10 protein-coding genes are annotated in these 12,190 nt (G+C 71.1%); 4 read left to right on the top strand and 6 right to left on the bottom strand.

Features of this window, described 5'->3' with window-relative positions:
• Nucleotides 1-206 precede the first annotated feature (206 nt).
• From ACTWQE_RS24545 to ACTWQE_RS24530, 4 genes are all read right to left on the bottom strand, one after another.
• On the bottom strand, nt 207-389 hold the full coding sequence (locus ACTWQE_RS24545) for an SPOR domain-containing protein (protein ID WP_443331204.1): 183 nt from the start codon (nt 387-389) through the stop codon (nt 207-209).
• A 132-nt stretch (nt 390-521) separates the two neighbouring features.
• Complete coding sequence (locus ACTWQE_RS24540) at nt 522-884, bottom strand: hypothetical protein (protein WP_443331203.1); 363 nt, start codon at nt 882-884, stop codon at nt 522-524.
• A gap of 48 nt (nt 885-932) precedes the next feature.
• Nucleotides 933-1,685 carry a GntR family transcriptional regulator gene (locus ACTWQE_RS24535; RefSeq protein WP_443331202.1) on the bottom strand — a complete coding sequence of 251 codons (753 nt, stop codon included), beginning with the start codon at nt 1,683-1,685 and terminating at the stop codon, nt 933-935.
• Nucleotides 1,686-1,785: 100 nt separating this feature from the next.
• A complete protein-coding gene (locus tag ACTWQE_RS24530; RefSeq protein ID WP_443331201.1) occupies nt 1,786-2,982 on the bottom strand; it encodes an alpha/beta hydrolase fold domain-containing protein in 1,197 nt (398 codons plus the stop codon).
• Nucleotides 2,983-3,204: 222 nt separating this feature from the next.
• On the opposite strand from ACTWQE_RS24530, the gene ACTWQE_RS24525 reads away from it, so the two are divergent.
• Nucleotides 3,205-3,504 carry a hypothetical protein gene (locus ACTWQE_RS24525; RefSeq protein ID WP_443331200.1) on the top strand — a complete coding sequence of 100 codons (300 nt, stop codon included), beginning with the start codon at nt 3,205-3,207 and terminating at the stop codon, nt 3,502-3,504.
• 22 nt (nt 3,505-3,526) lie between these two features.
• On the opposite strand, the gene ACTWQE_RS24520 is transcribed toward ACTWQE_RS24525, so the two are convergent.
• A complete protein-coding gene (locus ACTWQE_RS24520) occupies nt 3,527-6,046 on the bottom strand; it encodes a SpoIIE family protein phosphatase (protein WP_443331199.1) in 2,520 nt (839 codons plus the stop codon).
• Nucleotides 6,047-6,341: 295 nt separating this feature from the next.
• Here ACTWQE_RS24520 and ACTWQE_RS24515 point away from each other — a divergent pair, with 295 nt between their 5' ends.
• On the top strand, nt 6,342-7,715 hold the full coding sequence (locus ACTWQE_RS24515) for an FAD-binding oxidoreductase (protein ID WP_443331198.1): 1,374 nt from the start codon (nt 6,342-6,344) through the stop codon (nt 7,713-7,715).
• A gap of 125 nt (nt 7,716-7,840) precedes the next feature.
• Here ACTWQE_RS24515 and ACTWQE_RS24510 read toward each other — a convergent pair whose 3' ends face one another.
• On the bottom strand, nt 7,841-8,095 hold the full coding sequence (locus tag ACTWQE_RS24510) for a hypothetical protein (protein WP_443331197.1): 255 nt from the start codon (nt 8,093-8,095) through the stop codon (nt 7,841-7,843).
• Nucleotides 8,096-9,254: 1,159 nt separating this feature from the next.
• Here ACTWQE_RS24510 and ACTWQE_RS24505 point away from each other — a divergent pair.
• On the top strand, nt 9,255-10,763 hold the full coding sequence (locus tag ACTWQE_RS24505; protein WP_443331196.1) for a condensation domain-containing protein: 1,509 nt from the start codon (nt 9,255-9,257) through the stop codon (nt 10,761-10,763).
• Between the two features lie 3 nt (nt 10,764-10,766).
• The gene (locus ACTWQE_RS24500; protein ID WP_443331195.1) at nt 10,767-12,161 is read left to right on the top strand and encodes a condensation domain-containing protein; all 1,395 of its coding nucleotides are present in this window, start codon (nt 10,767-10,769) and stop codon (nt 12,159-12,161) included.
• Nucleotides 12,162-12,190: the final 29 nt, after the last annotated feature.

The following is a 12,190-nucleotide window of genomic DNA, read 5'->3' as shown; positions in this document are numbered from 1 at the left end:
ACGAGGACGACCTCCCCCAGCCTCCGGCCGGGGGTACCCCCACCGCCTTGCGATCGCACGCACCTGGGGGCACCGCCCAGCGGTAGCTGGGGGAGCCGCGACCCCCGCCCTTCGGGCGGACGGCGCTCCTTTCGAAACACGCCCTAGGCGGGAGCTCCGCGCCGGTAGGTGCGGACTCCGGGCCGCAGGGGTGCGGGTCTTCTCCGTTACGACGACGTCCGCCGCCCCACCCTCTCGACCATGTACAGCTGTTTGTGGCCGCTGTCGCCCAGCCGGTCGGCGACCCGCTGGGCCTCGGCCCGGGTGGCATAGCGACCGACGCGGTACTGGTTGCCGTTGTCGTCCTGGCGTATGACCAGCCAGGGCAGGACAGGCCCGCTGTCGGTCATCGCCCTGCCCTTCGCGCCATCGTGTGCGCCCGGGCGCCCAGCGTCCCGCTCCCTGAGGAAACCGCAATCCGCATATGCCCGAGCGTACGCCCGACCTTCACGCAGCGGATACGGGTTTTCACAAAGAGGTAATCATCCGGCCACATGTTCGAACTTGGACTTCTCGCCGTCGCCGCCCGGCGCCGCGTCGACGGCCTCGTCCTCAGAGCGCCCGGAGCCCCCGGCGGGCGTCTCGACGGCCATCTCCGCCCGGACCTCGGCGAGCGACGGGTTGTGCCAGGCGCTCCGTACGCCCCAGGCATAGAAGGCCGGCCCGATCAGGGCGACGATCAGGATGTTCCAGCCCTCCGGCATGGCCCTGCCCGCCGGTTGCCGCCCGTCCAGGACACTCCGGCCATGACCAGCAGGTACGTCACCATCCAGGCGCCCGCCGTGCGGCTCCGGCTCGGCCCATGGCTTGCGCAGCTCGCACCAGGCCCGGATCGGCAGACCCACGGGCAGGGCGCCCCTGCATGGACAGAGCGTTGCTTCACCCGCAGAGCGCTACTTCACGGGCAGGTGGTAGGAGACGCGGAAACGGTCCGCCGGCACGACCACGTCCGCCGTCTCCACCGGCCGGCCCGAGGCGAAGAACGTACGGGCCACCACCATCACCGCATGGCCCGGCACACCGCCCAGCGCCAGGGTCTCCTCCGCGAGCCCCGGCCGCGCGCCGATCTCCTCCACCACGTTGTCGACGATCACATCGATGGCTGCCATCCGCTCCACGACTCCGCGCCCGGCAAGCGGCCCCTCCTCGGGCAGCATCACGGGCGTGCGCCCGGTGACGGCCAGCGGCTCCCAGGAGGTGGAGAGCATCGCCGGTTCCCCCTCCGCCCGGTAGACATAGCGTGTGCGCATCACGCGGTCCCCCGCCTTGATCTCCAGCCGCTCCGCCACCCCGGGACTCGCCGCCTCCTGCTCGCTGCTGGACTCCCAGGTGCCCTTCACCCGGTCGTCCGCCTGCTCCTGGCGGAAGGGAGTGGAATCGCCCGACCCCTGGAAGCCGGTACGGGCGATACGGCGGGGGACGGGCTGCTCCCGGACGTACGTACCCGATCCGGAGCGCCCCTCGACGAGGCCCTCGGCCATCAGCACCTTGCGCGCCTCCAGCGCGACGGTGTCCGAGACGCCGTACTCCTCGCGGATACGGGCTTGGGAGGGGAGCCTGGTGTGCGGCGGCAGCGAGCCGTCGACGATCTTCTGCCGCAGGTCGCCCGCGACCCGAAGGTACGCAGGCTGCTCACCGAAAGGCACAGGCCCCTCCCCGATAGGTTGACAGACTGCAACAGCGTGGCAACCCTGGGTTGTTGACGGCAAGCGCAGGCCAAAGTTTCACTCGAAGTGGTGATCTTGGTCAAGGGTGCGCATGAAGTTCGAGGAAGCGAGCCAGTGCGGGCCGCGCGATCTGCGTTCCCCAATTGCCCCAGTTGTAGTCGAACGCATGGTCCGCCCAGGGGATCTCCACATACGCGTGGACCGCCCCCGCCGTGCTCAGCCGCGCGTCCAGCTCGCGCGCCTGCTCCACCGGTACGAGCCGGTCGTGGCTGCCGTGCAGAAGCAGGGTGGGCGGCACATCCGCCCGTACGAGCTGCGCCGGCGATCCCAGCCGGAAGCTGTCCGACGCCGAGCGGTACGAGCCGCCCATGAAGCGGCGGACCGCCGGGTCCGCCGGATTCGCCCCGCCCGCGATCAGCCCGGCCATGTCGGTGGGCCCGTAGAACGACACCACGGCCTGTACGGAGGTGTCGCGCGCCGTGCGGCAGGAGGCCCGCGGCCGGTCGTCCCGCGCGGTGTACGCGGCGGAGAGCGCGAGGTTGCCGCCCGCGGAGGTGCCCGCGAGCACGATCCGGGCGGGGTCGACGGCATAGCTGCGGGCATTCCGGCGCACCCAGCCGATCGCGCACTTCACATCACTGATCTGCTGGAGCTGGGTGGCCCGGGGCGCGAGCCGGTACTCGATGTCGAAGACGGTGTATCCGCGGTCGTTGAGCCACCGGTTCCAGCGCGGGGTCTGGCTCCGGTGGCCGGACTCCCAGCCGCCCCCGTGCACCCAGACGACGGCCGGCCGCGGTTTCCGGGGCGCCCCGTCCGGCAGCCACAGGTCCATCTTCAGCCGGTGCCGGCCCACGCGCGCGTAGACGAGGCTGCGGGTCCGGTCGGGGCCGAGGGCGTAGTTCAGTCCGCCGAACTGGTCCACCAGGGACAGCCCTTGGCCGTGGGCGCGGGCGGTCCGCCAGGCGGCGGCGTACGGCGCCAGCGCGCACAGCAGGGCGGCGGTCGAGGTGGTGAGCGCGATCCAGCCCGCCCAGCGCACCCGGCTGCGCCACACGGCCCGTACGGCCAGAAAGCCCAGCAGGGCCGGGACGGCGAGGGCCGGGGTGGACCACGAGGTGGCCAGCACGGAGGCGGTGGCCAGCAGCGGACGGCGCGGCAGCGGCACGAACACCAGGACGAGCAGCAGGATTTCGAGCGTCGCGAGCACCAGCAGCACGACGGCGAGCAGGCACCGTACGACGACCGGCCACAGTCCGATGCCTCGCCGCAGCGCCATGACCGCCTCCTCGTCCGGGCCGCGGGGACCCGTCGGGCCCAGGCTTTCCCGGCCGGGGCCGGAGCCCCACGCGGACTGGTCCGATCGGCGCAGCGGGCGTCCGCGAGCGGTCCGGACGTTCCTTGCGGGGCCGATCGCCTGGAGAGACGCTGGAAGGAGACCAGCGGTCCACCCGGGCGCGGATTGGCGCCCGGCGCGGTCCGCCCGGATGAGGTGAGTTCCATGCGCATGCTGCTGAAGGCCCGGATCCCCACGGAGGCGGGCAACCAGACGATCAAGAACGGGACGATGGAGAAGACCCTCATGTCGGCGCTCGACGCGCTCGCGCCGGAGGCGGCCTACTTCTTCCCCGACGAGGGCGTGCGGACCTGCTTCCTCGTCTTCGACATGGAGAGGTCCTCGCAGCTTCCGAGCGTCGCCGAGACCTTCTTCCTGGAATTCGGCGCCAAGGTCGATGTCACTCCCGTGATGAACCTCGAGGACCTGCAGACCGGCCTCGGGGAACTGATGGCGACGCGCTGACCTCCCGCCTCCGGGGCAGCCGTCATACCCCGGTGTAGGCGGTGAGCAGCAGCGCCACGTCGTCGGGCCGGTCCGGCTCGCGGCGGGCCTGCCGTACGAGCTGGTCGGCCATGTACTCCAGGGAGTCGGGAGAGGCGCGCGCCAGACAGTCGCGCACCGCGTCGACGCCCTGGTCGATGTCGTTGCCCGGCTGCTCGACCAGCCCGTCGGTGTACAGCGCCAGCACCGAACCGCGCGGCACCTCCAGCTCGTTCACCGGATACACGGCACCGGAGTCCACGCCCAGCAGGGTGCCTCCCGCCAGCTCCAGCTGCTCCGTCCGCCCATCGGGATGGCGCAGCAGCGGCGGAGGGTGCCCGGCCCGTACAGCACGGGCGTGGCCCGTACGGGGGTCGAGCTCGATGTAGCAGCAGGTCGCGAAGACGCCCGCGTCGAGGTCGGCGAGCAGCCGGTTGGTCCGGGACAGGACCTCCTCCGGGCTGCTGTCGCTGGTGGCGAACGCGTTCACGGCGCTGCGCAGTTGGCCCATGACGGCCGCGGCGGCCACATTGTGGCCCTCGACGTCCCCGATGACCAGGGCGACTCCACGACTGGTCTCGATCACGTCGTACCAGTCCCCGCCGATCTCCATGCCCTGGGTCCCCGGGAGGTAGCGCCCGGCGGTCCGCAGGCCGTCGACCGGCGGGAGCCGGTGCGGCAGCAGGGCGTCCTGCAGGCCCCGGGCGAGGGTGAACTCCGCGTCGTACAGCCGGGCACGTTCGAGAGCCTGGGCGACCAGACCGCCGAGCGCGGTCAGCGCCGCGCGCTCATCCGCGGTGAAGGAATGCGGTGCGTCGTAACCGAGGATGCAGGAGCCGACGGGGTGGCCGGAGGCGATGAGCGGCAGGAACGCCCATGCGTGCATGCGGTCCAGCGTGATGCCGGGGTAGGCCGACGACAGATGGCGGGGTGACTCGAAGAAGATCGGGACGCCGGAGGTGAGGGTCTCGACACCGGGAAGGTGGGCGTCGAGGGGTACGCCTTCGAACTCCTCGAGGAAGCCCTCGGGATAACCGGATTCCCAGGCGAGGTGCATCCGTTGGTCCCGGATCACGTAGAGGGCGAGCTCCTGGCCCCCGAAAGCGGGCAGCAGCTGTTCGGCGACGGCGACGCACACCTCGCGCACGGTCACCGCCTCGGTGAGCACGCTGGCCATGTGGACCACGTGGTAGAGGGCTCCGGGCCTCGTCAGAGCCAGGGGTGCGGGGACGGAGGCATCCGGCTCGGGGAACTCGTCCGGGCGGGCCTCGCCGAGAGGCGGGCTGGTGGGGAAGATCCGGCCGGTCAGCCCGTTCGCGTCGGGGTAGAGGATGAAGCCGAGCCAGCCGCCGTCGGGGTGGCGGGCCAGGAACGACGTCGGCTCCTGGGACAGCATCGCGGCCCGGTAGCGGTCCTCGTACCCGGGGTCCGACAGCCAGGTCAGCACCTCCCACGGGTGCCGGCCGAGCAGATCCTCCCGCGGTGAGCGCAGCAGCTGTTCGCCGCGGTGGTTGGTGTAGGTGATCCTGCCGTCCTGGTCCATGGAGAAGACACCGTCGGGCAGGCGTTCGGCAGCCTCGGCAGCGGTGGTCCCGGCGGCCGCGTCGACGACCACCCCGACCAGATGGCGCGCCGTATCGGGGCGGCCGCGGCCGTCGACGACCCGTCCCCACAGCTCGACCGGGCGGTAGCGGGTCTCCCCCTCTGTCCCCTCGAGCACCCGGAATCGGCGGGCCCGCACCCAGCCGCGTTCGACGGCCTCCCTGCCACTGGCCCGCAGCTCGTGCAGGTCGTCGGGGTTGACATGCTCTTCGAGATCCTCGATGGTGCCGCCGAAGGCCGCCGGGTCGGTGCCCAGGACCGCGCAGGCCTCCTCGTCCGCGACGAACGTGCCGGAGCCGAGGTCCCAGTCGATCAGGCCGACCCGTACTCCGGCGACCGCGACGGCGGGCAGCCGGACGCTGAGCGGCTCGTCGTCGTACTCGACGGGGCAGTCCCGGGTGTCGAGCCCCGAGAGGGAGCGGCCCATCTCGTCGACGGCGGCCCGCAGCCGCTCCTGCTCCTCGGAGGCCGGTCCGGCGCCGCGGGCGGTGGAGCGCATCACCAGCAGGACGCCCACCACCTCGTCGTGGCCGCGGACGGGGAGATAGGCGGAGGCGAACGGATAGGGCAGACCCACCGACATCTGCGGGAAGCGGCGCATGGTCTCGCCCTCGTCCGACAGCTGGATGCCCCGTTCGTTCCGGTACGCCTCGGCGGCGGGGACGGCGCCGCTGACGGGGACGCGCCACCAGGGCTTCAGAAGGGAGCGGGGGACTCCGGCGACCATGGCGAGCACGAGGGAGCGGCGGTCGCGCGAGCGCAGGTAGATGCCACCGCCGTAGCCGCCGCTCGCCCGTACGGCTTCGATGAGGGCCGGTTCGAGCGCGGTGGTCAGCGCGTTCTCGGCCTCCCCGCGGCACTCGTCGTCGTGCCTGCTGCCGGTCCGCTGGTCCCCGTCCGGCCCCGGGGCTTCCTCACCCATCTCGCGTCCTCCTGATACGGACGCCCGCACGTCGTATCACCAGCATGTGCCAACGGCGGGTGATCGGCGCGCCGGGCGGGGGTCTCCGGGCGGGCGGCAGGAAAGGGGCCGACTGGGCCCGGCTGCGGGGCCCGGTCCCCTCGCCCATGGCGAGCGCGGGAGCGCCGTCCGGGCCTGCCCGGGGATCCCGCCTGCGCCAGGTCGGAGGGAATCCTGCCTCCTCGGGACGGACAGGCGGGCCTCCCCGCCCCGTCGTAGCGTGGAACGACCGGCAAGCGCACCAGGGGTGACCGTCATGTCAGCAGGCACGTTGATCCAGCAGCTGCGCGAGCGTGTGGGCGGACCGGTGATCGGCCCGGACGACGACGCGTACGACGACGCACGCACGGTCCACAACGCCATGATCGACCGGAGACCGGCCGCGGTGGTGCGCTGCGCCCACGCGGGGGACGTCCGGGCCGTGGTCGACGCCGCGCGGGAGAACGAGGTCGACCTGGCCGTACGGGGCGGCGGACACAGCGTGCCCGGCTTCGGCACCTGCGACGACGGCGTGGTGGCCGATCTCTCCGGCATGCGGGACGTACGGGTCGACCCCGCCACCCGGACCGTACGCGCCGAGGGCGGAGCGACCTGGGGCGACTTCGACACCGCGACGCACTCCTTCGGACTGGCCACGACCGGGGGCATCATCTCCACCACCGGCATCGGGGGGCTCACCGTGGGCGGCGGCATCGGCTATCTCTGCCGGAGCCAGGGGCTGTCCTGCGACAACCTCATCGCGGCCGATGTCGTCACGGCGGACGGCCGGCTGCTCGTCGCGAGCGAGCGGGAGAACGAGGACCTCTTCTGGGCCATCCGCGGTGGCGGAGGGAACTTCGGCGTGGTGACCGCCTTCGAGTTCCGGCTCGCTCCGGTCAAGGACATCTACGGCGGCCCGATCTTCTACGAGTTGGAGGACGCGGACACCGTCCTCCGCTTCTTCCGGGAGTTCATCGCCGATGCGCCGCGCGAACTCGGTGGCTTCCCGGCGTTCCAGATCGCCCCGCCCCTGCCGTTCATCCCCGAGGACCGCCATGGGGACGTCCTGTCGGCGATCATGGCGTGCTGGGCCGGACCGGTGGAGGAGGGGGAACGTGCCGTCCAGCCGTTCCGGGAGGTGGCACCCGTCGTTGCCGACGCCATCGGGCCCATGCCGTATCCGATGCTCAACAGCGCCTTCGACGCGCTCGTACCGCCGGGCCTGCAGCACTACTGGAAGGCCAACTTCGTGGGAGAGCTGACCGATGACGCCATCGCGGCCCATCTCGAACACGCCCCGCGGCTGCCGGCGGTCAACTCGACCATCCACATCTACCCGGTGAACGGCGCTTGCCACGACGTGAGCCCGGACGAGACGGCCTTCGCCTACCGCGACGCGAACTTCGCCACCGTCATCGCCGGTATGTGGCCGGATCCCGAGGAGAACGAGTCCAACATCCAATGGGTGCGCGACTACTACCGGGCGACCGCTGCGCACTCGGAGGGCGGCGGTTACATCAACTTCATGGCCGATGACGACCAGAGCCGGATCCAGGACAACTACAAGGCGAACTACGACCGTCTGGCGCGGATCAAGGCCGTGTACGACCCGGGCAACCTCTTCCATCTGAACCAGAACATCAAGCCGTAGATCAAGGACCCGGCGTCCGGGACGGGCTCCCCCCGGACGTGCCGTCCTCGTCCGACGAGGGGTCTTGACGAGCACGGCGCATGCCCCTCCGAGCCAAAGGGGCACGCGCCGTCAGGCTCCAACGGTCAGGCCAGGACCCAGAGTTGCCACTTACCGCTGGCCCCCCGCTTGCAGTCCCAGTCTTCATAGACGGAGCTCCTGCCGTCCGCCTGGCACTCCGACAGGGTCCTGTAGGTACCGACGTAGAGCCAATCCGCCGCGATGCCGGGTGCCGTGGCGGCCTCGGAGGAGGCGGGTGCTGCCTGCGCGGTGGTAACGGCGCCGCCGGCCAGCACAGCGGCTCCCATCGCAACACTGGTGAGCCAGATACGTGTACGCATGAGCCCCCTTCACGATTTCACGATCGAGGTGTTCCTGTCGTGGTCACCCTTCAGCAGGCCGGGAGGGCACGGGAACACGGTTCGCTGTCCGGGACATGTCCCGGACAGGTCCCGGACAGCCTGGCCCTCTGTCCGGACTGGTGAGCGCCCTGCGATGGCCCCCGAGCAGCCCGGATCTTCGCTCCAGCAGGCCGCCGTGCTGCCGCGGGCGAGGCCTCGGTCGTCGCCCTTCACCGCCCATCACCCCTCCCGCGCCGTACGTCGCTTGGTCGTGATGTGATGTACATGACACTCGCAGGGGCGTCAGTGGTCATCGGCGGGGGCTGCCCGGAGGCGTGAAGGACCCCATTGACGCAGCGTGTCGGCGGGATCCAGCCCGGCGGGACCCGCACACCAGGACCGGCCCGGCCCCGCTGCCGCATGAGCGACATGTCCCCAACTATCCGAACGGCACTTCTCTGCCCATTCGCCCGGTCCAAAATACTCTTCTCGTGAAATGCCCCCGAGCCAAACAGCAACGACCGGTGAATACTTCGCATATCTCAACCCTTGCCCTGCGACCTACCGGCCAGTATGGTCCTCCCCACGTCGAAATTGTTTCCCGTATTCGTGGGAGATTGCCGTCAGGTAAACACCGATCACACGACGCCCTTCTCCGGAATGGCGAGACGCCAATGTCCGCATGCCGTTCCGGAAACATGCAGGACCGGAAGGCCACCGCTCACCACGCTCAGCCCCCCACATCTCCACCCAACGAGCAAGGCAGGCACGTGTCCCCCACCGATATGTACGACCGTGACGTCCGACCGGTAACGGCAAGACATTCTCTGCGGGGATCCCCGTAGGCGCCCACGATTTCCGGTGATCCCGCCCGCGCCCCGGATACGGTCCCGTACCGTCCCCTTCCGTCCCTGACGTGAAACCGGACGCCGGGAGCTCCGCAGGTAGAGCGAGGCAAAGCTGCCGAGCCACGCAGCCGCCCTCTATACACCACCATTCTGTGGATCGCGCTCTCATGACGGCGTTCAATTGAGTTTCCCACTCGAATGTCCAGGGTCCGAACGCGATAAAGATCACTGTTCCCGCAATTCCCCCTGCCCGACCGGCACGATGAAGCAGGCTGCCCACGGAAAGCAGCCGAGGAAAGGAATCCCGCGACATGCTGATGACCCCGATTCACGCTTACGCCCCGGAACCCGGTGAGCTCGTCGAGTTCCGCATCTCCGACCGGGCACGGGAAGCCGCGGCCACCGCGCCCGTGCACCCGGCGCCGCCCTCCTACGTGCAGGAGAACCACATCCGGCGGCGGCTGGCGAACCAGGCCGCCGGCAGGAAGCAGTCACCGTGGCTGGGCATCGTCTTCGACGTGCCCGAGCTGGACACCGGTGCCATGGCCGCGGCGCTGGAGAAATGGATCCGGCGCCACCCCACCTTCCTCACCTGGTTCTCCGTGGACGAGGGCACCACCCCCCAGGAGTCCACGCTGCGGCGGCATGCCTTACCCGCGGACGTACTGGCGCTGGAGCCGGTACCGCTCGGCGGAACCGCGTCCTCCACCGCGATCCGGGAGCATGTGCACCAGCAGTTCGACACCGGCACGGACCCGATGCACTGGCCGCCCTTCGTAGCGGGCGCGGTGCTCCGGGACAGCGACGCCGGGAGCGGCCCGTCGACCGTCTGGTTCGGGGTCGACCATGCCCACAGCGACGGCTTCTCCGTTCTGCTGGTCTTCAGCGAACTGCGCGCGCTGTACGAGGCCGAGCTGGCCGGGACCGAGGCGAAGCTGCCGGCAGCCGGCAGCTATGTCGACTACTGCGCCCTCGAACGCGAGCGGGCCGCGCGGATCGACGCCGGTTCGCCCGAGGTCGGCCGCTGGCTGGAGTTCTTCCTCGACGGACCGCCCCCACGCTTCCCACTGGACCTCGGTACGGAGCCCGGCGGGACGTATCAGAGCGTCCCTGTGGAGATGGACCTGCTGAACGCGCCCGAGGCGGAGGCGTTCGCCCAGGCCTGCAAGGCACAGGGCGCCGGGTTCTCCGCCGGACTGCTCACCGCGCTCGCCATCTGCGGGTACGAGCTGGGCGGGCATCCCTCGTACCGCGGGCTGTCCGTCGTGCACACCAGGGACGAGCCTCGCTGGCAGCAGACACAAGGGTGGTTCATCAACCTGGTGCCGGTCGAGTTCCCGGTCGCGGACGACGGGCGTGGCTTCGGCGCGTTCCGGGGATTCGGCGACATCGCCCCCGGCGCCCATCACGCCTTCGAGGAGGCACGGGGCCTGGCCGGGGTTTCGCCGCTACGGGTGGCGGAACTGATTCCGGGACTCCCCGTGCAGTCCGACGCCGCCCAGGTGCTGCCCATGGTGTCGTACATGGACCTCCGGCATGCGCCGGGCTCGATGGACTGGTCAGCCGCGAACTGCAACGCCCTGGTCGGGCCGGGCAGCAGCGGCGACGTACCGATCTGGGTCAACCGCCTGTGGGACAGGACGTACCTCAAGACCAGGTATCCGGACACCGACGCGGCCCGGGCGAATGTGCCACGGTTCCTGGAGCATCTGCGGCATGTGCTGCGCGAGATCGCGCGGACCGGCGAGTACCGGGTCAGCGAGTACCCGGCCGGCGAGGACCGGGCCGGCGCGTCGCTGCCGGGCACGGAGACGGCCTGAGCCATGCGTGTCACCACCATGGACCGCTACGTCCCGGCGCCCGGCCGGATCCTGGAGTTCCAGCCGTCGTCCGCGACCCTCGCCATCGCGGACGGCACGGTGGCCTCGGCGACACCGCCGTCGTTCAACCAGCGGTTCCACCTCCAGACCGCCGAGCGCTCCCCGGACGGCCCGCGCCACTGGCTGGCCTGCGCCTTCGACCTCACCGACGGGCCGGTCGACCCGGACGCACTGCGGGCGGCCCTCGAGGGCTGGGTGCGCCGGCACGAGACGCTGCGCAGCGGCTTCCGGGCAGGGCCCGAGGGAGCCGGAGGGGTCGAGCGATTCCTGCTGCCCGCCGAGAAGTTCGAACTGGTGGCCAGCGACGCCGGGGAGTGCGCCGGCCCCGAGGAGCTGCACCGGCGGCTCACCCGGCGGCTGGACGAGACCTGCCGGCCGCTGGGTTGGCCGTCCTGGCTCTTCACCGCGATACTGCGGCCCGGCGGCGCCACCGTCCTCTGCGGGTTCGACCACTGCAACATGGACGGGTACTCGCTGGCCATCGCTGTGCACGAGATCCGCGAGAGCTACGCGGCGTACGCCTCCGGGGCCGCCCGGGGGCCGGACCACCTGCCCGGGGCGGGCAGCTTCGTCGACTACTGCGCCCTCGAACAGGAAGGGGCCTCGGGGCCACCGCCGGACCGGGCAGATCCCCTGATCCGGCGGTGGGCGGAGTTCTTCGCGGCCTGCGACGGCACGACGCCCTCCTTCCCGCTGGCCCTGGGCGTGCCGCGCGGGGAGCGGGCGCCGCAGGGCACGGACTGCCGCCGACTCCTGAACGCCGAGGACGCGGCCGAGTTCGAAGACCGCTGCCGGGCGGCCGGGGGCACTCTCTTCTCCGGGGCACTCACCGCCGTCGGCCTGGCCGCACACCGGCTCGGCGCGGACGAGGTGATCAGGCTGTGCACACCCCTGCACACCCGGTACGAGGAGCGGTGGACGCACGCGGTCGGCTGGTTCACCACGGTGGCCCCGCTCACCGTGGACGTCGGTGGAGTGCGCCGGGTCGCCGAAGGCGCAGGCCGGACCCGGGACGCGTTCCGGGAGGCACGGACCCTGGCCGAGCGGCCGGTCGCCCAAGTCCTCGCGGCGCTGGGTGGGGAGTTCCGGCGTACGAGGGACGAGGTGTTCATGGTCTCGTACATCGACTACCGCCGGTTCCCCGGCTCGGAGCAGCACGGCGCGTGCAACGCGCACCACATCAGCAGCGTGAGCACGGCCGACGACGCGCAGTTCTGGTTCTCACGCACGCACGAGGGCCTCTTCCTGCGCTCACGCTACCCCGCGACACCGACAGCGGAACCGGTCGTCCTGTCCTTCGCGAACACGGTGGAGGACGTGCTGAGACCGAGCGCGTAACCGGCCGGAACTCCGCGACAGGACGGTGA

The sequence above is a fragment of the Streptomyces sp. 8N706 genome (genome assembly GCF_052245415.1).
In the GTDB taxonomy this organism is placed as follows: Bacteria; Actinomycetota; Actinomycetes; order Streptomycetales; family Streptomycetaceae; genus Streptomyces.
The sequence above is the reverse complement of the archived record's forward strand: the minus strand, read 5'-3'. Positions and strand labels throughout refer to the sequence as shown.

Bases quoted from the DNA above. Each gene is read 5' to 3' on its own strand.
- ACTWQE_RS24545 (WP_443331204.1), bottom strand. From the start codon at position 389: ATGACCGACAGCGGGCCTGTCCTGCCCTGGCTGGTCATACGCCAGGAC.
- ACTWQE_RS24530 (WP_443331201.1), bottom strand. From the start codon at position 2,982: ATGGCGCTGCGGCGAGGCATCGGACTGTGGCCGGTCGTCGTACGGTGC.
- ACTWQE_RS24525 (WP_443331200.1), top strand. From the start codon at position 3,205: ATGCGCATGCTGCTGAAGGCCCGGATCCCCACGGAGGCGGGCAACCAG.
- ACTWQE_RS24520 (WP_443331199.1), bottom strand. From the start codon at position 6,046: ATGGGTGAGGAAGCCCCGGGGCCGGACGGGGACCAGCGGACCGGCAGC.
- ACTWQE_RS24515 (WP_443331198.1), top strand. From the start codon at position 6,342: ATGTCAGCAGGCACGTTGATCCAGCAGCTGCGCGAGCGTGTGGGCGGA.
- ACTWQE_RS24510 (WP_443331197.1), bottom strand. From the start codon at position 8,095: ATGCGTACACGTATCTGGCTCACCAGTGTTGCGATGGGAGCCGCTGTG.
- ACTWQE_RS24505 (WP_443331196.1), top strand. From the start codon at position 9,255: ATGCTGATGACCCCGATTCACGCTTACGCCCCGGAACCCGGTGAGCTC.
- ACTWQE_RS24500 (WP_443331195.1), top strand. From the start codon at position 10,767: ATGCGTGTCACCACCATGGACCGCTACGTCCCGGCGCCCGGCCGGATC.